The sequence below is a fragment of the Clostridioides sp. ES-W-0016-02 genome (assembly GCF_020641035.1).
GTDB lineage: Bacteria > Bacillota > Clostridia > Peptostreptococcales > Peptostreptococcaceae > Clostridioides.
In genome coordinates this window covers 3729658-3750089 of record NZ_CP061361.1, presented here as the reverse complement: position 1 = coordinate 3750089, position 20432 = coordinate 3729658, and the positions used below count along the sequence as shown (strand labels likewise).

The following is a 20432-nucleotide window of genomic DNA, read 5'->3' as shown; positions in this document are numbered from 1 at the left end:
TATAGTCTGTAGAACTTATGGTAATGATTTTATAAATAGTTTAATTCTATTAAAAGATTTCCTTTTATGCAATTTATTTATTGAAATATGATATAATGTATAGATATATGGTATTATTTAACATGCAAGAGAAATTTTATTTGATTGGATTTTTTAGATACTAACAAAATATAGTTTTTTAATATTACTTACGGATATTAATTTTTAGAATAGTGCTTAAATGGGTTGTACAACATATAAAGATAATTATTCCCCTAGATAAATAGAATTAAGATATATAACATTTAAATTACAAAATATGAAATATAATTAATTGTGAATAATAAATAATAAAATATACAAGGGGATTGTCTAATAAAAAAGACAGTCCCCTTTTTACAAATAATTCTAAAATGTGATATAAATCTAAAAATTTTATCGTAATATTTAACAATTTAATGACAATAATTGATATAATTAAGATGAATTAAGTATATAGTGTACTTATTTTACGTTTTTAGCAACAAATATAGCATTTAAAAGATAAATTGTGCCACATAAATTAAAGTTTAAGATGAACTATTAATGTAGATATATTAAAAACTTTTAGTAATGGAGAATATATGTGATATGAATAATAAAGTTAAGGTTGCAGTATTAGATACAGGAATAGATAAAGAACATGATTACTTAAAAGATAACTTAGTTGGAGGAATTGCTTTTGAATGTATGCATGACTATATCTTTATATCAGACAAATTTGATGATGAGGATGGTCATGGAACTGCTTGTGCATCAATAATAAAAAAGGAGTATGAAGATGTAGAACTATTTGTGATAAAAGTTTTAGGTAAAGATAGTATTGCAAATATAAAGGTTCTTGAAGAGGCATTAAAATACCTTTTGGATACTAATATAAGACTGATTAACTTAAGTTTATCAGTTATAGGTGTAGAAAGTGTTAAAGGTTTATTTGAAGTTTGCTATGAATTGTTTAGAAAAGGAAAGATAATAGTATGTTCCTTAGCCAATAACTTTGACTTGAGTTATCCAGCTATGTTTAACAATGTTATAGGTGTAAGGGCTTCTACTTTAGATATAGAGAATTCTTTTTGGTACAATAAAAAATATGATGTTCAATGTGTTATGGATAGTAATTCATATATAAGTTGTGATATAAATAATTCTTTCAGATTGCCACCAAAATGTAATAGTTATGTAGCTGCAAAATTTACTGGGAAAATAGCTAAAATATTGTCAGAAGAACCAAACATAACAGTATCTGCGTTAAATAAAAAACTTGAGTCTCTAGCAACCAAAAATTGTTGGAGTAGTCGTGATTTAGATAAGTATAGTAGGATTCCAGATTTTAAAGTGGATTTATATGATAAGGAAAATGCTCTGCTTATGGAAGTTGCGGATGTTATTAGAGAGTGTTTAAATACTGAAGCTGAGAATGAAAAATTATTTCAATGTAGTCTTTTTAATAAAGAGATAGGATTAGTTTATGATAATTGTTTTAATCTATTAGAAAAATTAGAGAAAAGATTTGATTTGAAATTTAATTATATGGATATATCAAAATATGACTTAGTTTCAATATATACATTAACTGAATTAGTAGAAAGATATAAAAATACAAAAAATAAATAAAAATTTATTAACTAAATTTAATGTAGAAGGTGTTAGATTATATGTATTCTTTGTCAGTAGATTAAAAGTTAAAAATATACTATAATTAGATAACATAAAATAAAATGCCAATACAGGGGGAATTAGATAATGAAATATGAAGAAGCATTAGAATATATATCACAAACCAATAAGTTTGGTATAAGATTAGGGTTAGAGAATATTGGAAAATTATTAGAACTGTTGGAAAATCCACAAGAAACTTTAAATATAATACATGTAGCTGGAACTAATGGAAAAGGTTCAGTGTGTTCTTTTATTTCTAATATATTAAGAGAAAGTGGATATAAGGTCGGCTTATACACATCTCCATATCTAGAAACTTTTACTGAGCGTATAAGAGTAAATGGAGAGAATATACCACAAGAAGATGTTGCTAGAATAATTGGTTTAATAAAAGAAAAGATAGAAGTCATGGTAAGTCAAGGTTATGCATATCCAACTGAATTTGAAGTGGTTACTGCAATGGCATTTTATTACTATTCCGAGCAGAAAGTAGATTTTGTAGCTTTAGAAGTTGGATTAGGTGGAAGATATGATGCTACAAATATAATAACAAAATCACTTGTAAGTGTAATAACATCTATAAGTTTAGACCATACAGGAATACTTGGAGATACAATAGAAAAAATAGCATATGAAAAAGCTGGTATAATAAAGGAAAATGGAATAGTACTTGTATATGACCAGACTGATGAAGCAAAGGATGTTATAAAATCAGTTTGCAAAGAAAAAAATGCAAAATACATAGAAGTTAATTTTGATGATATAAATATAAAAAAATCAAACATAAACTCTCAAATATATGACTGTAATATAATGGGAGAAACTTATAAGAATCTTGAAATAATGTTGATAGGTGAACATCAAATAAATAATTCTATATTGGCAATGAGTGTACTAAAATATCTAAAAGATATAAAAAAATTAGATAATATAAGTGAAGAATCTATAAGAAAAGGTCTTATAACTACTAAATGGCCAGGAAGAATAGAAAAGATAAAAGAAAGTCCAATATTTATAATAGATGGAGCACATAACGAAGATGGAGCAAAATCTTTAGCAAAAGCACTTGATAAACATTTTAAAGACAAAAAACTAACTTTATTAATAGGCATGTTGGAAGATAAAGATATTGATGGTGTCTTGGACATACTAATGCCTAAATTTAGCAAAGTAGTGACAACAACTCCTAATAATCCAAGAGCTATAAATTCAGATATATTAAAAGAAAAAATATTAAAATATGTAAGTGATGTAACATCAAAGCATGAAATAGAAGATGCAGTTAATTATACATTGGAAACATCAAACAAAGATGATATTATAATAAGTGCAGGTTCTTTATATATGATAGGCACAGTTAGAACTTTGGTAAAGAAATTATAATCTTATAAAATAAATACATAGATATAAATATATGGATATAAATAAAAGATATATAAAGAGGAGTTGGCTAAAATAATAGACAACTCCTTTTTTAATGAAATCAGTTTTTAGATTAGCGTATCACTATATATTAGTAATATCTATATAGATTGACGAATAGCTTTAGATAATTGGTCTGGGCAAGAAGTACCCTTACCTCCACAATCAATACCATTTAATTTATCAGCAATTTCAAGAGCATTTTGACCAATTATTAAACTCTTAAGCCCTAATAAATTTCCATTACATCCGCCTATAAACTCAGCATCAACAATCACATTATTTTCATCAACTTCAAAAAACATCTCTCTACAACAAACACCACTTGGGTTAAAAGTAACCTTCATAAAAAAGACCTCCATTAATTATTATTTCATTGTGTCAACATCAATAATAATACCAAATATATGTATAATAATGCAACTATAAAGCATAATACAAGCTAATAAAATAATATATTATTGTAGTATATGTATTGTAGAGAGGAGGGGTTATGTGAAAATCTATATTTCTAACTACCTATCAAAGAGCATTAGTATAGTTGATTATTCTACACTTGAACTAGAAAAAGAAATAGTATTAGAGGATAATATATATCCACATCATTTTTGCATAGAAAAGGAAAAAAATTTGATATACATACCTAGTTCGAGCAATGGAATACTATATGTTTTAGACTTAAGTAATGATAAAATAATTGATACTGTTTCTATAGGAGGAAGTCTTAGTCAAGTTATGCTTAGTGATAATGAGCTATTTGTAGCAAATGAAGATTCAAATAGCATATATGTGTTGGATAAAAATACATTAAATCCAATAGGAATCATTGGTGTTGATAATATGCCACATGGATTTGATTTTGACAGAGAGAGTAAAAAGTTATATGTACCATGTATAAATTCGATAGTATGTATAGACACAATAAATAAAAGTATACAAAAGAAAATCAATATGGACTTTAGAGCATGGCATATAGCACTTGATAAACAAAAGAAAGAAATGTATATATCAACACTTGATGGAAAGCTTGTAATAGTTGATGAAGTAAGTATGGATATAAAAAAGGTATTATATGAATTCTTATTGCCAGTAGAAATAAGGTTTAATTATAGTGGGAAAAAAGTTTATGTTGCTGACTTGGGTTATAATAATGTAAGAATTTTGGATTATACAACAAGTAAATATATTGGAAATATTGAAATAGATGGAATTCCTCAGGGATTAGAAATATCTAAAGATGAAAAGTTATTATTTGTATCAGATACTCAAGAAAACTCAGTTAAAGTATATGAAACTGCAAATAATAAATTAATAAAAGTAATCAAGGTAGGAAAAGAGCCTACAACTATAGTTTGTTTGTAGGCCTTAATGTATGTCTCTTATAAGTAAGTCGATAACTTCAGCATACATATAAGATGCATTGTTTTTCCAATTGTTACAAATAAGTTTTGCTTGTTTCTCTGATGAAACATTTAGATTTAAATCTATTAAGTTAGATTGATTTTCTATGACTCTAAGATTGACAATAAATTCATTATCACTTTGTTTTACGAAGCTAGATTTTACTTGAGTATCTGCTAGTAAATTTTCTTTATTAGAATCTATATACTTGTCTATTTTTTCAGTAACACTAGTAGGTATTCGATTAAAAAAGTATTCTAGACTTTCTACACCTCTTTGAGTAAGAGCATAATATTCTCTGTCAGAGTCTTTATATGTAGTCAAAAACTTAGATTCCATAAGCTGAGATAAAAGCTGTTGTAATGAAAAGTAATTCATCATTTCAGTCTCTAATACTACTTGAGTTATTTGAGAATTAGTTAAATCCATTTTAATTTTTTCCAATATATACAAAATTAAAAGTTTGTGATAAGCTAATTCTTCAGATGAGTTTTCAAACATAAATATCATCCTCCGTCAAACTATTTCTATATATAATATATTAAACTAATTTATACAAAATTAAAAGAATAATTTGTATAGTATCATTAATCTTTAACAAATTAGATAAAATTAATTTTATAAATGAAGACAAGAAAACAGGGCTACCAATCGGCAGCCCTGTTGATACCCAGGTGTCAAAATTTACTATCTATTTTCCAGCCATTTGTCTTTCAGCCATTTCAACTAATTTCTTAGTCATGTATCCACCAACATATCCATTTTCTCTAGCTGTTAAGTTACCTTTGTCTATGTTTTCATAGTTAGATAAACCTATTTCGTTAGCTATTTCTAATTTCATTTGATTTAAAGCTGCTTTTGCTTCTGGCACTACTGTTCTGTTTGAATTTGACATAGTAAATTTCCTCCTTAAATAATTAGTTTATGATGTCTAACAACACTTTTATTTATGTGATGTTAATACTAATTTCTCCAAAATAAAAATAATATATACAGAAAAATAAAGGTAAAAATGTAAAAAATATAAAAAAATTAAAAAAAGTAGTATTTTAAAGGATTTAATTGGCCTAATATAGAGTTTATTTTTTTATTTGTTGTCCTATAAATTAAATATTACAGTACTTTTTTGAGCTAAAAAAAAATAAATTTTAAATATAGAAGAATTTATTTAAAAGGGGGAACAGTATGAAAAGAGAAGTTAAGAGAACTAAAGCTTTAATATATAGTGTTTTATTTTTTTCATTATTATTGGTACTAATATTTGCTCTTGTTTATGGAATAAAATATGTGTGCTCTAAATCTGATAACTCAAAAATGCCTATATATAGAGTTGATACAAATGAGAAAAAGATAGCTCTGAGTTTTGATGTTGCTTGGGGAACTGATAACATGGATGATATTCTTAAAATTTTGGATAAACATAACATAAAAGCTACTTTTTTTCTAGTTGGTAGTTGGGTGGATGATAACAAAGAAATTGTTAAAGCTATAGATGAAAAAGGACATGAGATTGGAAATCATTCAAATACACATGCTAATTTAAAAGAGATATCAAAAGAGGATATAAAAGAAGAAATAGAAACTACATCGGAAAAAATATTTAGCATAACAGGTAAAAAGACTAATCTATTTAGACCACCTTTTGGAGACGTAAACAATAAAGCTATGGACATTTGTGGGGATTTAGGTTATAAAGTAATTAAGTGGGATGTAGATTCGATAGATTGGAAAGAGCTTGGCCCAAATCATGTAATTGAAAAAGTAATAAAAGAAGCTCAGCCTGGTTCAATAGTTTTATTTCATGCTAATATAAATGATGTAGATAACTATTTGGACACCATAATAAATAGACTTAAAAAAGATGGATATAGCTTAGTAAAAATATCTGATTTATTATATAAAGACAATTACATAGTTGATTCTAATGGAGTACAAAAACTAAAAAATTAATAATTAATAAATGTATATTTTTAGCAGTGTTGTGGGAAATTATATAGTATATGTTAGAAAAGTGTCGATAAAAAGACGGTGTCTGTTTTTTGACACTTTTTTATGTATGTATGTAATATCAATAATTATAGATTAAATCAGTAAAAAAAACGTCTAATAATTGACTTTTTTTTATTGGGTTTAAATGATTAAATTGAATTATAAACGCTGTAAGATAGTATTTTCAAAGGGTATAACTTTGTTTAAAAGTTGGCATAGAAATTGCTTTGATAATAAGCGATATGTTCTATAGAAATAAACAATATGTTAAAGTCTTGTAATAGAAAAACAAGATTAATATTATTTGAACAGCTTATAAAAAAAATTAATATATTTAAGGGGGCGTACTAGTTGAACAAACTATATTCTATTTTATTAAAACAACACGTTGGTGGTCCAGATAAGCCAGTAGTAAGTGTTGGAGATGTAGTAAAAAAAGGAACTCTAATCGCAGAACCAGCTGGATTAGGAGCAAATATTTATGCCAGTGTTAGTGGAAAAATAAGTGAAATAAATGACCAAGCTATAGTAATTGAAGCTGATGAAGCACAAGATGATACTTTTGAACCATTAAAAGGAGAAAGTATACTTGACTTAATTAAAGAAGCTGGAGTTGTAGGAATGGGTGGAGCAGGATTCCCTACTCATATAAAATTAAACATAGATTTAAAAGGTGGAACAATATTAGCAAATGCAGCTGAATGTGAACCTTTACTAGCTCATAACATAAAAGAAATAGAAGAAAATCCAGAAATAGTTTACAAAGGTATAAAATATGCTATGGAAGTTACTAATGCTGGAAAAGGTATGCTAGCAATAAAAAGCAAACATCCAGAAGCAATAGCAGCATTCAAAAAAGTAATAAAACCAGGAGACAATATAGAAGTTGCTGAACTAGTTGATATGTACCCAATGGGAGAAGAGAGAGCTATAGTAAGAGATGTTCTAGGAAAATTACTTGAGCCAACTCAATTACCTTCAGAAGCTAATGCAGTAGTAATAAACGTGGAAACATTAACTAGAATAGTAGAAGCTGTTGAGCAAAAAAGACCAGTTATATCTAAAAATATAACTGTAGTTGGTCAATTAAACAGTGGAAAAGAATCTATAGTATTTGAAGATGTGCCAATCGGAACTACTGTTGGAGAATTAATTGAAAGAGCTGGTGGAATAAAAGGTGAATATGGTGAAATAATCCTAGGAGGACCTTTCACAGGAAAAGCTACTACTTTAGATACTCCAATAACTAAAACTAGTGGTGGTATAATAGTTACTATGCCATTTGTTAATGAAAAAAGAAAAATGGGTCTTTTAGTCTGTGCATGTGGACCTAACGAAGAAAGAATGAGAGATATAGCAGCTAAAATGGGCGTTACTGATATAGTATCAGTTCAAAAATGTAAACAAGCTCAAGAAATAAAAGGTGCATTAAAATGTGAAAATCCAGGACACTGTCCAGGACAAGCTCAAAAATGTATAGAATTTAAAAAAGCTGGAGCAGAAGTTATATTAATAGGTAACTGTACTGACTGTAGTAATACAGTAATGGGTTCTGCACCAAAATTAAAATTAGGTGTATATCATATAACTGACCATGTAATGAGAACAGTTAATCACCCATTAATAAGAAGAATAAAAGGTGACGTAAGATTAAAAATAAAATAATTAATTAATGTAAAATCATATATTAATTAATGTAAAATCATATAATAAAAACATCTTTAGAAGTGAGTCTTAAAAATTACTTCTGAGGATGTTTTTTTATGTAATATATAAGTTAAATTTATAAAATATATAAATGAAATGGAAAAAATAGACAAAAATTAATCTATATTGTATAATAATGACAATAGCTATTAAAATTATATCAGACAAAAATAGTAAAGCTCAAGTATGTGATTTGTGTTGACATATATAAATTAAATTTAGTTAACTATCCAATAGAGTAAAAGTTTTTGTGTTATTTAAAGATACTCCATGGTATCTTTTTTAGTATAGAAACGAATTTTTGTCTTATTTTTGTCTTATATTAGAAAAATTATTTTGAAATATTAGTTTGTATTTTAATACATTCATAAAAAGTGCACTTAAAGAGTTAAAGCATTGAACAAAATATTAAAAAAATAAAAATTACAAAAACCTATTTATAGAAACTTTGAAGTATATCTTAAATTTGGGCACTTAAGGGATATATGGAGTTAGTAGTGCAACCTGCTATAAATATAAATAGGAGTAACTTTTAATTATCAAAAATATATAAACAGATATAATAAAGTACATAAATCATAGTAAATATAAATAAATATAAAATATATTTTTGAAATAGCTCCCTACATTCATAAAGAGTGTAGAGTGGCAGAACATCTGCCCAAAACTCCTTTAATTGCTGGAAGTTCCTAAAGCTAACTAAACCACAACATAATCATGAAATAAGGATAGATGTGATAGAGTGTCTATTTGATAGATACTTGATGGTTACGAAAGTAGAAAAAATTAGTTAGATAGCATAAGGTTAAATCCTAAGTGCCTTAAAAATGGATAATCAGCAGGTAAGCTTCGAAAAGAAGAAACTTCAACGACTAGAGAGGAATCTCGTACCTACAAGTGTGGGGAAATGGGGAGTACCTAATTATTAGGTAATGATATAGTCTGTGCTTAATAGAAATATTAAGAAGTTCATTAGAGAACTGGTTAGGATTAACGACCCTAATTGAACACGCTGAAGATGTATTGTGGAATCAAATCTATACAAGAATATAATATTTTGAATTATATTAGATAGATACAATATATATTTTTAGTATCAGGAGAATTTTGAAAGTAAAAATTAAAAAATCAAGCATAATTAGTTTAGCCATCGCTTTTAGTATGGTATTTGCTACATTTACGCCAATAGTATCTTACGCTGCTGAAATGAAGGGCAAAGATGTAGTTCTTGATGGTGAGAAGCCATCAGAGGGACAAACTCCAGAGGGAGAACAACCATCAGAGGGACAAACTCCAGAAGGAGAACAACCATCAGAGGGACAAACTCCAGAGGGAGAACAACCATCAGAGGGACAAACTCCAGAAGGAGAACAACCATCAGAGGGACAAACTCCAGAAGGAGAACAACCATCAGAGGGACAAACTCCAGAGGGAGAGCAACCATCAGAGGGGCAAACTCCAGAGGGAGAACAACCATCAGAGGGGCAAACTCCAGAGGGAGAGCAACCATCAGAGGGGCAAACTCCAGAGGGAGAACAACCATCGGATGAACAAACTCCAGAAGAAGAACTAGTAGTAGAAGAAATGAACTTAAAGCAAAATATTGAGAAAATTCTTGATATGACTTTATCTCAGATAACTAAAATTGTATATAATTTCTGGGAAGATGAAGAATCTGTAAAAACAGATGAACAATCAGAAATTAGACAAGTACTTACTTCAAAAGATCAAAATTTACATCTATGGTATGATAAAAAAGCAAAAGTAAAAAATACATGTTTACTAAAAGAAGATGGTTCAAATAGACCTTATTATGATATAAGATTTGATGATATTACAAAGACGTTAACTTTTGATTATATAGTAGAGGGTCTTAGAGGCGCAAGTACTAAAGATAACAAATATATAATAGATGGAGAAGATGGCGAACAAACTGCATTTTGTTATAATAATCATCTAAAAGCTCCAACCAGTGATGGTAAGAGTCCATATTTACCAGCAGAAGATTTTAATGGTCAAGAAAATAAAAATGAAGATGCAATTAAATCTATAATCTATGCAGGTTCTGAATTTGATGGATTTGGATATAAACAACAGTTCAATTTAGGTGGAGAAGAAAATGAAGGTGCAGTTTATTCAGCAACTCAAAGTGCAATATGGATTATGCTTGGACAAGTGGATGAACAAGCAAAACTTAAACAATATCAAGGAAGTATAAACTTTTATGATATACTTATAGAAAGTGCAAAGACTGAAGAAGAAAAAGTTGAATATCAAAAAGGTAAAGAACAAGCAATAAATATAAAAGCTTATTTAGAAGCATTGTTAGATGCAGGTCATAAACAACTAAAACCAGATGATACAGGAAAACCTAGCCTAAGCAATGGTTCAACTGATATTAAATTTGATAAAAATGAAGATGGAACTTATGAAACAGAAGCTATAGCTTTAGTGGGTTATAGTGGTGTAGTTAAGTTAAGATTGCCAAAGGGAGTAACTGCCTATGACGAAGAGGGCAATATAATAGGTACAGGTGAAGTAGAAGTTTCAACACAACATAAATTTAAACTTAAAAGTGTTGAAAAGCCAGATTCAAAGGCTAATATCTCTGCAGTATCTTATGATTATATTTTCCCTAAAGCTATTCAATATTATAAGTCAGTTTTTGATTTTGGAGAGAAAGACCATTCATCTTTATTACCAGCTAGTAAGCAAAATTTATTGAGTTATACAATAGAACAAAAGAATGGTGAAGAAGTTAACTTTAATATAGGTTTACCAACAGATGGAGGTTCAGATGTAAATCCACCAGTGCCACCAACAGATGATACTGTAAATCCACCAGTACCACCATCAGGAGGAGGAGACTCAAATGGACATAAGCCATCACCACCAACAGATGACACAGTGATAAATCCACCAGTGCCACCAGCAGATGATACTGTGATAAACCCACCAGTACCACCAACAGATGATACTGTGATAAACCCACCAGTGCCACCAACAGATGATACTGTGGTAAATCCACCAGTACCACCATCAGGTGATACTGTGGTAGATACATCAGTACCACCAACAGATGATACTGTAATAAATCCACCAGTACCACCAACAGATGATATTGTGGTAAAATCACCAAAAACAGGTGACGAAACTCAAATAATGTCATATGTATTTATTGGCATAATTGCAATTTGTGGATTAGGGTATCATTGTAAAAGAGCAAAAAATTAATCTAGATTATTACTTATTAAGTTTAAAAATACATTGTCTCAAATTGATTTAAAAATCGTTTTGAGACATTTTTTTTGCGTAAGTATAACTTATTTTAAAGTGTACACTAACTGTTTTATGAATAGAAAAATGGTTTGAAGGTGAAAATAGTATTGAAAAAGTAATGTACTAAGTATATAATTCATTTGATTTTATTTGTATGAATTATAAGTCAATTTTAGTGATTATACAAATTTAGATATTAATCTCTTAAGAAATTTTAATATTAATTATTCAATAAATTATTATTATAATATGCTAGAATAAATATATATAAATAAGTTTTGATGAGGTACTACTATAAAGGGGGGACTTTATGTTTTCGATACCAGAAGTAAAAAAAGTAGAAGAAGTAATGGATACAAAATTTACAACTATAGACGAAGACACAAAAATAGAAAGTGCAATAAAAGAAATGATAAGAAGTAATACAAAAACTCTAATGGTAATAGATTCATCTAGTGAATTAAAAGGAATTATATCTATGACTGATATACATAATCTTTATGAGATGCATAAAAAATATGAAGGCCAACCAGTAAAACTTATAATGAAAAAAGATGTTATATATGTCAGTGAAGGCTTAACCTTAGATGAGTGTAGAGATATAATGATATTAAAAAATATAGGTATTCTTCCTGTGCTTAGAGATAATAAAATCATTGGTGTCTTGAAACAAGAGCATATTAGAGATTATTTATACATGCATTTAGAAGATTATGGATTAACTTTAAAATACATTATAGGTCAGATTAAAGAAGGAATTTGTGCTATAAATAATGAAGGTGTTGTAATTTTATGGAATAATTTTATGGAAGAAAGGTATGATATAAAGTCTGAAGACATAGTGGGTCGACCGATGAACGAGTTTTTGGAAAATACTATTTCAGAAAAAGTACTAAATAGTAAAGTCGGTATGAGTGATTTATATTTTACTGACAAAAAAGAAAACATGTATGCATTAGTTCATGCAAATCCTATATTTTATAAAGAAGAATTCATTGGTGTTGTATGTACTGAAGTAGACGTTACAGAAGCTAAGATATTAGCTCTTGAACTTGAAAAAGTAAATGATACATTAAAATATTTAAAAGATGAAGTAAAAAATTTATCTAAAGGTAGCTTTGACAAGATTTTAGGTAAAAGTTATAAATTGGAAAAATCGAAAGCGATTGCAAAACAAGTAGCTAGAACCAACAGTAGTATATTCATTTGGGGCGAAAGTGGTACAGGTAAAGAAGTATTTGCTAGAGCTATTCATGATTATAGTGAGAGAAAAGGTCAATTTATACCTGTTAACTGTAGTGCTATACCAAATGAATTATTTGAGAGCGAATTTTTTGGTTATGAATCAGGTGCATTCACTGGAGCAAGTAAAAAAGGTAGAATAGGTATATTTGAACTTGCGAAGGATGGAACAGTATTTTTGGATGAAATCGCAGATTTACCTCTTAGTATGCAAGCTAAATTGCTTAGAGTATTGCAAGAAAAAGAAATAAGGCGAGTTGGTGGAGATACTACAATAAAAATAAATCCTAGAATAATATCAGCTACTAATAAAGATTTAGAAAAAATGGTAAAAGCAGAAAAATTTAGAGAAGATTTATATTATAGATTAAATGTTGTAGAAATAAAAATACCACCTCTTAGAGAGAGAAAAGAAGATATAGGATTATTAGTGCATAGTTTCTTGGAAGAAATATGCAAACAAAACAATAAGCCTGTTCTTACAATAAGTAAAGATGTAATTGATATATTTCAAAATTATAGATGGAAAGGGAATATAAGGGAATTAAAAAACACAATTGAAAATATTGTTGTCCTATCCCAAAATCCTAGAATAGAAGTAGATGATGTACCAAGCTATATGATGGATTCTAGAAATAACAATACAGAGGAAGAAGAATATCCTCTAGATTTGACGAAAGCTACTCAAAAGATTGAAGTAAAAAATATAACAAAGGCACTTAAAATGTCTAATGGAAATAAAGCTAAAGCTGCTAAAATATTAAACATACCAAGAACTACGTTATATTATAAGATAGATCAGTATAAAATAGATGTGTCTAAAATATGACACATGACTAAATTTTGACAAAATAATAATCTTTAATTTGAAACCAAGCAAAATCAATGTTTGGAGTAGTATGATATATGTGACTGTGTTAAAAAAAATAAAAAAGTGTTGATTAATTGACACTTTTTTTGTTTTGAGAAAATGTTTCCAAACATAAAAAACAGGGTGTTGTAAATAAATAGTTATATAATATTTGGCTAAAAATAGCGATAGAGGAAGGTTGTATTATAGAAAATATCTTTTTGTTAATAAGTTGGCATAGGAATTGCTTATATATAAAGTGACTTCAAATGAGAAAAAAATAGTATTAATTATGACGATTTATGTAAGTTGAAAAGTTTTAACACTTAGGGCTGTTAGTAGGGAACAGTAAATATGTTAATTATTAAGAGTGTTAGGGCATCAATATAAATTAAAAATCAAATGAAGGAGGCATTTTATTATGTCAATAACTTTAGAAACAGCTCAAGCCCATGCAAATGATCCAGCAGTATGCTGCTGTAGATTTGAAGAAGGAACAATAATAGCACCAGAAAACTTAGAAGACCCAGCAATATTTGGAGATTTAGAAGATTCAGGATTATTAGTTATTCCAGAAAATCATTTAACAGTTGGTCAAGTATTAGGAGCTAAATTAACAAAAACTTTAGACGCATTATCTCCAATGACTACAGATAATGTAGAAGGATATAAAGTAGCAAAAACAGATGCTGAAGAATCTGCTAAAGAAGTAGAAGCTCCAGTAGCTCAAGTAACGCCAGCTCAAGGTGCTACAGTTCAAGCTACAACAGGTCAAGTAATAAAAATACACATAAAAGAAGGTAAAGATATAAACTTAGAAATACCTTTGAAAATAGCTGCTCAAATGGGAGTAGTACCACAAAAATAATAGTTGAAATATAACTATTAAAGCCGGTTTTAATTTACTTGATTCCTCAGTTAAGGGGTTACCTGTTGAGGAATCGAGATTTAAAATAATAAATAAGAAAATAATGTAAGGAGGTATTTTATACTATGTCAATAACTTTAGAAACAGCTCAAGCCCATGCAAATGACCCAGCAGTATGTTGTTGTAGATTTGAAGCGGGAACAATAATAGCACCAGAAAACTTAGAAGATCCAGCAATATTTGCAGACTTAGAGGATTCTGGATTATTAACAATACCAGAAAATGGATTAACTATAGGTCAAGTACTAGGAGCTAAGTTAAAAGAAACTTTAGATGCTCTATCTCCAATGACTACAGAAAATGTAGAAGGATACAAAGCAGGAGAAGCTAAAGAAGTAGTAGTAGAAGAAGCAGTAGTAGAAGAAGCTCCAGCAGCTTTAGAAGCAGTAGTGCCAGTAAGCACAGGAGTTTTAGGTGAAACAGTTAAAATACACATAGGTGAAGGTAAAGATATAAGCTTAGAAATACCTTTATCAGTAGCTGGTCAAGCGGGAGTTGTTGCTCCAGTAGCAAACGTTGTTGCTCCAGTAGCAGGTGCAGTAGCAGAAGTAGCTCCAAAAGCTGAAGAAAAGAAATTATTAAGAAGCTTAACTAAAAAACACTTTAAAATAGACAAAGTTGAATTTGCTGATGAAACTAAAATAGAAGGAACTACTTTATACATCAGAAATGCAGCAGAAATATGTAAGGAAGCTAATGACACTCAAGAATTAGTTGTTGATGTTAAATTAGAAATAATAACTCCTGATAAGTATGAAACTTACAGTGAGGCTGTATTAGATATACAACCAATCGCTACTAAAGAAGAAGGCGAATTAGGTTCAGGTATAACAAGAGTTATAGATGGAGCTATAATGGTATTAACTGGTACAGATGAAGATGGAGTTCAAATAGGTGAATTCGGTTCTTCAGAAGGTGAATTAAACACTACTATAATGTGGGGTAGACCAGGTGCTGCTGACAAAGGTGAAATATTCATCAAAGGTCAAGTAACAATAAAAGCTGGAACTAACATGGAAAGACCAGGACCTTTAGCTGCTCACCGTGCTTTTGATTATATAACTCAAGAGATAAGAGAAGCTTTAAAGAAAGTTGACAACTCTTTAGTAGTAGACGAAGAAGTAATCGAGCAATATAGAAGAGAAGGTAAAAAGAAAGTTGTTGTTATAAAAGAAATAATGGGACAAGGTGCAATGCATGATAACTTAATATTACCAGTTGAACCAGTTGGTACATTAGGAGCTCAACCAAACGTTGACTTAGGAAACATGCCAGTTGTATTATCTCCACTTGAAGTATTAGATGGTGGTATCCATGCATTAACTTGTATAGGACCTGCATCAAAAGAAATGTCAAGACATTACTGGAGAGAGCCATTAGTAATAAGAGCTATGCAAGATGAAGAAATAGATTTAGTAGGTGTTGTATTTGTTGGTTCTCCACAAGTAAATGCTGAGAAATTCTATGTATCTAAGAGATTAGGTATGTTAGTTGAAGCTATGGAAGTTGATGGAGCTGTAGTAACTACTGAAGGTTTCGGAAACAACCATATAGATTTCGCATCTCACATAGAGCAAATAGGTATGAGAGGTATACCAGTAGTTGGTGTAACTTATTCAGCAGTTCAAGGTGCTCTAGTTGTTGGTAATAAATACATGACTCACATGGTAGACAATAACAAGTCTAAGCAAGGTATAGAAAATGAAATATTATCAAACAATACATTAGCTCCAGAAGAGGCTATAAGAATCATGGCTATGCTTAAAAATGCTATTGCAGGTGTAGAAGTTAAAGCTCCTGAAAGAAAATGGAATCCAAATGTTAAGTTAAATAACATAGAGGCTATAGAAAAAGCTACAGGAGAAAAAATAGTATTAGAAGATAATGAGCAATCTTTACCAATGAGTAAGAAGAGAAGAGAAATATACGAAAAAGACGAAAACTAAAATTTAGATAATAACTAAGATTTAGATAACAATATAAATTTAGATCCAAGTTTAAAATAAGTATAGAGAGGTAAAATTATAATGGATAGATTAAAATATATCTCATCAGAGACTTTTTATGAGGGTGTTATAGTCGAAATCATGGGTGGTGGAGTAACTATAGACCTAAAAGGTAGACTTGGACAATTTAAAATACCTAATAGAATGCTTATAACTGACTACGAACTTAAGATAGGTCAAGAGGTTGGATTCATGCTAAGCTATCCTGAGGTATTAAGTCCAGAACCTAATCATGAGTATGTAGAAAATATTAGGAGAGAAAAAGAAAAGCAAGCAGAAATGCAAGCTAAAAAGAAGCAAGAAGAAGAAAAATAATAATAATTAATCGTTTGAAAATAGAAGGGAGAGGAAATATATGAGCCTTACAACAGTACAAGGACTTCAATCTGAAATATTTGTTCCAATAACACCTCCTCCAGTTTGGACTCCTGTAACTAAAGAATTAAAAGATATGACTATAGCTTTAGCTACAGCAGCTGGTGTTCACTTAAAATCTGACAAGAGATTCAATCTAGCAGGAGATACTACTTTTAGAGCTGTACCTAACACAGCTACAGTTGATGAAATGATGGTATCACATGGTGGATACGATAATGGAGATGTAAATAAAGATATAAACTGTATGTTCCCTATAGATAGATTACATGAATTAGCTGCAGAAGGATTTATAAAAGCAGTAGCTCCTATGCACTATGCATTCATGGGTGGTGGAGGAAACCAACATGTCTTCACTGAAGAAACTGGTCCTGCTATCGCTGCTAAACTTAAAGAAGAGGGAGTAGACGGTGTAGTCATGACAGCTGGCTGAGGTACTTGCCATAGAACTGCCGTGATCGTGCAGAGAGCAATAGAGGAAGCTGGAATACCTACAATAATAATCGCAGCTCTTCCTCCAGTAGTTAGACAAAACGGAACTCCTAGAGCAGTTGCTCCATTAGTTCCAATGGGTGCTAATGCTGGTGAACCACATAACATAGAAATGCAAACACATATATTAAGAGATACATTAGAGCAATTAGTTGCTATACCATCTGCTGGTAAGATAGTTCCATTACCATACGAATATAAAGCTCACGTTTAAAATGTAATTTATATTTGAAAATACAAAACCCTTCTCCTACATAATTAGGAGAGGGGTTTTAAGAACAAAGGTGGCTATTATGGAAGAAAAAATAATGAGAAGACTTGTTATAAAACCGTTTCATATGAATGAAGTTAATTTCGGTTCAAAAACTTCTATAAAGAAAGATGTACTTACAATTGATTTATCAAGTATAGATGAAATAAAAGCAAGAGAAGATTTAATAACAGATATAAAAGTAGATATTATAAAACCTGGAGACTATGACAGGGAAATTAATACTATTATGGACATTATACCAATATCAACCAAAGTTTTAGGCAGATTGGGAGAGGGAATTACACATACTTTAACTGGTGTATATGTAATGCTAACTGGTGCAGACGAAGATGGAAATCAAATGCATGAATTTGGTTCCTCAGAAGGAATTTTGAGTGAACAAATGGTGTTTGGTAGATATGGGACTCCATCAGTTGAAGACTATATAATCCATGTGGATGTAACTCTTAAGGGAGGTTTACCTTTTGAAAGAACACTTCCACTTGCAGCATTTAAAGCATGTGATGATTTTATACAAGAAATAAGAACGTCTTTGAAAATGGAAGACGGAAGAAATGCTACTCAAGTTCGTGAATATTTTGACAAAATTCGACCAAATGCAAAAAAGGTTGTCATAGTAAAACAAATAGCAGGTCAAGGGGCTATGTATGACAATCAGTTATTCTCAAAGGAACCTAGTGGTTTTGAAGGAGGAACATCAATTATAGATATGGGAAATGTACCTATGATTATATCTCCTAATGAATATAGAGATGGTGCCCTTAGAGCTATGACTTAAGAGAGGTGGATATTATGGGAATAGGACCTTCAACAAAAGAAACATCTCTTCATCACTTTAGAGACCCACTTTTGGATATAGTTGAAAGTGATAAGGATGTAGATTTACTTGGAGTAATAGTAGTAGGAACTCCAGATGGAAATGAAAATAAAACTTTTGTAGGACAGAGAACAGCTGCTTGGCTGGAAGCTATGAGAGTAGATGGAGCTATAGTCTCTTCAGATGGTTGGGGAAACTCACATGTTGACTATGCTAATACATTTGAAGAAATAGGAAAAAGAGATATACCTGTAGTTGGAGTAACATTTAATGGTACTCAAGCTAAGTTTGTTGTAAGCAATCAATATATGGATACCATAGTTGATATGAACAAATCAAAAGAAGGTATTGAGACAGAAGTTGTTGGAGAAAACAACACAAATGAGATTGATGCTAAAAAAGCTTTGGCATTTTTAAAATTAAAAATGAGAAAGCATGGATAAAAAATTTAAGTAAGGGGATGAGTTTTGTGGGAATTTCTACATCAATGAAAAACACATCACTTCAGATTTTTAGAGACCCATTACTTGATTTAATAGACAATGATCCTGACGTAGATTTGCTAGGAGTAGTTGTAGTTGGTACATCAGAGCACAATGAATGGAAATCCTTTTTATCAGCCAGGCTTGGAAGATGGGTTGAAGCATTGCGACCTGATGGAGTGATTATAACCTTAGATATGGCAGGAAACCAGCATATTGATTTTACAAATGCTATATCAGAGTTTGTAAAATCAGACATACCTACAGTAGGTCTTACTATTATGGGAGCAGATGGTCTAGTAGTTACCAATCAGTATTTAGATAAAGCTACCATAATTGATTATAAAAAGACAACAGGCTACATAGAAACAGAAGTAGTTGGAGACAATCACTTGGATGAAGTTGATGTAAAAAAAGCATTAGCTTTTCTAAAACTAAAAATGCGTAAAAACGCAAAATAAACCTAAGGGGGAATTTGATATGAAATTTAGCAGAAGTATACAAGCTATAGACTCTCATACAGCAGGAGAAGCAACTAGAATAGTTGTAGGTGGAATACCTAACATAAAAGGAAATTCTATGCCTGAGAAAAAAGAATATTTAGAAAAAAATCTAGATTATTTAAGAACTGCTATAATGTTAGAGCCAAGAGGACATAATGATATGTTTGGTTCTGTAATGACTCAACCTTGTTGCCCAGATGCTGACTTTGGAATAATCTTCATGGATGGTGGCGGATACCTTAACATGTGTGGCCATGGTACAATAGGAGCTATGACAGCAGCTATAGAAACAGGTGTAGTTCCAGCAGTAGAGCCTATAACTCATGTAGTTATGGAAGCTCCAGCAGGAATAATAAGAGGGGACGTTACAGTTGTAGATGGAAAAGCTAAAGAAGTATCATTCTTAAACGTACCAGCTTTCTTATATAAAGAAGGTGTTGAAGTTGACTTACCAGGTGTTGGAACAGTTAAATTTGATATATCATTTGGTGGAAGCTTCTTTGCTATAATACATGCAAGTCAATTAGGTTTAAAAATAGAACCTCAAAATGCTGGTAAATTAACTGAACTAGCTATGAAACTTAGAGATATAATAAACGAAAAAATAGAAATACAACATCCAACTTTAGCTCATATAAAAACTGTAGATTTAGTTGAAATATATGATGAGCCAACTCATCCAGAAGCTACTTACAAAAACGTAGTTATATTTGGTCAAGGTCAAGTTGACAGATCTCCATGTGGAACTGGAACAAGTGCTAAATTAGCTACTTTACATGCTAAAGGTGAATTAAAAGTAGGAGAAAAATTCGTATATGAAAGTATATTAGGAACTTTATTCAAAGGTGAAATAGTTGAAGAAACTAAAGTTGCAGATTTCAATGCTGTAGTACCTAAAATAAGTGGTTCTGCTTATATAACTGGATTTAATCACTTTGTAATAGATGAAGAAGATCCACTTAAACATGGATTTATTCTTAAATAGAAA

17 protein-coding genes, 1 pseudogene and 1 riboswitch are annotated in these 20432 nt (G+C 30.0%); of the genes and pseudogenes, 15 read left to right on the top strand and 3 right to left on the bottom strand.

What is annotated here, in order from left to right; translation table 11 throughout:
* Nucleotides 1–609 precede the first annotated feature (609 nt).
* Both IC758_RS17370 and IC758_RS17365 read left to right on the top strand, forming a co-directional pair.
* Complete coding sequence (locus IC758_RS17370; protein ID WP_227831780.1) at nt 610–1632, top strand: S8 family peptidase; 1023 nt, start codon at nt 610–612, stop codon at nt 1630–1632.
* Between the two features lie 129 nt (nt 1633–1761).
* Nucleotides 1762–3060, top strand: coding sequence for a bifunctional folylpolyglutamate synthase/dihydrofolate synthase (locus IC758_RS17365; protein ID WP_227481868.1), 1299 nt, complete (start codon nt 1762–1764; stop codon nt 3058–3060).
* 140 nt (nt 3061–3200) lie between these two features.
* Here the strand turns inward: IC758_RS17365 and IC758_RS17360 are convergent, their stop codons facing one another.
* Complete coding sequence (locus IC758_RS17360; RefSeq protein ID WP_227433701.1) at nt 3201–3446, bottom strand: TIGR03905 family TSCPD domain-containing protein; 246 nt, start codon at nt 3444–3446, stop codon at nt 3201–3203.
* Between the two features lie 148 nt (nt 3447–3594).
* On the opposite strand from IC758_RS17360, the gene IC758_RS17355 reads away from it, so the two are divergent.
* Entirely contained in the window at nt 3595–4461 is an 867-nt protein-coding gene (locus tag IC758_RS17355) for a YncE family protein (RefSeq protein ID WP_227433702.1), read from the top strand.
* Between the two features lie 3 nt (nt 4462–4464).
* On the opposite strand, the gene IC758_RS17350 is transcribed toward IC758_RS17355, so the two are convergent.
* Nucleotides 4465–5001, bottom strand: coding sequence for a DUF4364 family protein (locus IC758_RS17350; protein WP_009891708.1), 537 nt, complete (start codon nt 4999–5001; stop codon nt 4465–4467).
* Nucleotides 5002–5191: 190 nt separating this feature from the next.
* Nucleotides 5192–5395, bottom strand: coding sequence for an alpha/beta-type small acid-soluble spore protein (locus tag IC758_RS17345; RefSeq protein WP_003422115.1), 204 nt, complete (start codon nt 5393–5395; stop codon nt 5192–5194).
* A gap of 290 nt (nt 5396–5685) precedes the next feature.
* Here IC758_RS17345 and IC758_RS17340 point away from each other — a divergent pair, with 290 nt between their 5' ends.
* From IC758_RS17340 to IC758_RS17290, 12 genes and pseudogenes are all read left to right on the top strand, one after another.
* Entirely contained in the window at nt 5686–6450 is a 765-nt protein-coding gene (locus tag IC758_RS17340; protein WP_227481869.1) for a polysaccharide deacetylase family protein, read from the top strand.
* A 390-nt stretch (nt 6451–6840) separates the two neighbouring features.
* A complete protein-coding gene (gene prdC, locus IC758_RS17335) occupies nt 6841–8154 on the top strand; it encodes a proline reductase-associated electron transfer protein PrdC (protein WP_227433704.1) in 1314 nt (437 codons plus the stop codon).
* A 474-nt stretch (nt 8155–8628) separates the two neighbouring features.
* A riboswitch (cyclic di-GMP riboswitch) is annotated at nt 8629–8714 on the top strand.
* Nucleotides 8715–9303: 589 nt separating this feature from the next.
* Entirely contained in the window at nt 9304–11430 is a 2127-nt protein-coding gene (locus tag IC758_RS17330) for a Cys-Gln thioester bond-forming surface protein (protein ID WP_227860636.1), read from the top strand.
* A 355-nt stretch (nt 11431–11785) separates the two neighbouring features.
* Nucleotides 11786–13546, top strand: a complete 1761-nt coding sequence (gene prdR, locus IC758_RS17325) for a sigma-54 dependent transcriptional regulator PrdR (RefSeq protein WP_227433706.1) — start codon at nt 11786–11788, stop codon at nt 13544–13546.
* A 442-nt stretch (nt 13547–13988) separates the two neighbouring features.
* Nucleotides 13989–14250, top strand: a pseudogene (locus tag IC758_RS21275) (D-proline reductase (dithiol) proprotein PrdA); the annotation flags it as partial.
* A gap of 310 nt (nt 14251–14560) precedes the next feature.
* Nucleotides 14561–16441, top strand: a complete 1881-nt coding sequence (gene prdA, locus IC758_RS17315; protein ID WP_227433708.1) for a D-proline reductase (dithiol) proprotein PrdA — start codon at nt 14561–14563, stop codon at nt 16439–16441.
* Nucleotides 16442–16522: 81 nt separating this feature from the next.
* Complete coding sequence (locus tag IC758_RS17310; protein ID WP_227433709.1) at nt 16523–16816, top strand: CBO2463/CBO2479 domain-containing protein; 294 nt, start codon at nt 16523–16525, stop codon at nt 16814–16816.
* A gap of 40 nt (nt 16817–16856) precedes the next feature.
* Nucleotides 16857–17582, top strand: a complete 726-nt coding sequence (gene prdB, locus IC758_RS17305) for a D-proline reductase (dithiol) protein PrdB (protein WP_079739805.1) — start codon at nt 16857–16859, stop codon at nt 17580–17582.
* 79 nt (nt 17583–17661) lie between these two features.
* Nucleotides 17662–18420 (top strand): proline reductase cluster protein PrdD, encoded by a 759-nt coding sequence (gene prdD, locus IC758_RS21080; RefSeq protein ID WP_255287823.1) that lies wholly within the window; start codon nt 17662–17664, stop codon nt 18418–18420.
* A 14-nt stretch (nt 18421–18434) separates the two neighbouring features.
* Entirely contained in the window at nt 18435–18902 is a 468-nt protein-coding gene (locus tag IC758_RS21075) for a glycine/sarcosine/betaine reductase component B subunit (protein ID WP_003422094.1), read from the top strand.
* Nucleotides 18903–18928: 26 nt separating this feature from the next.
* Nucleotides 18929–19402: a glycine/sarcosine/betaine reductase component B subunit gene (locus tag IC758_RS17295; RefSeq protein ID WP_255606343.1), complete on the top strand. Its 474-nt coding sequence runs from the start codon at nt 18929–18931 to the stop codon at nt 19400–19402.
* Nucleotides 19403–19421: 19 nt separating this feature from the next.
* Nucleotides 19422–20429 (top strand): proline racemase, encoded by a 1008-nt coding sequence (locus IC758_RS17290; protein ID WP_021386243.1) that lies wholly within the window; start codon nt 19422–19424, stop codon nt 20427–20429.
* The last annotated feature ends 3 nt before the right edge of the window (nt 20430–20432 follow it).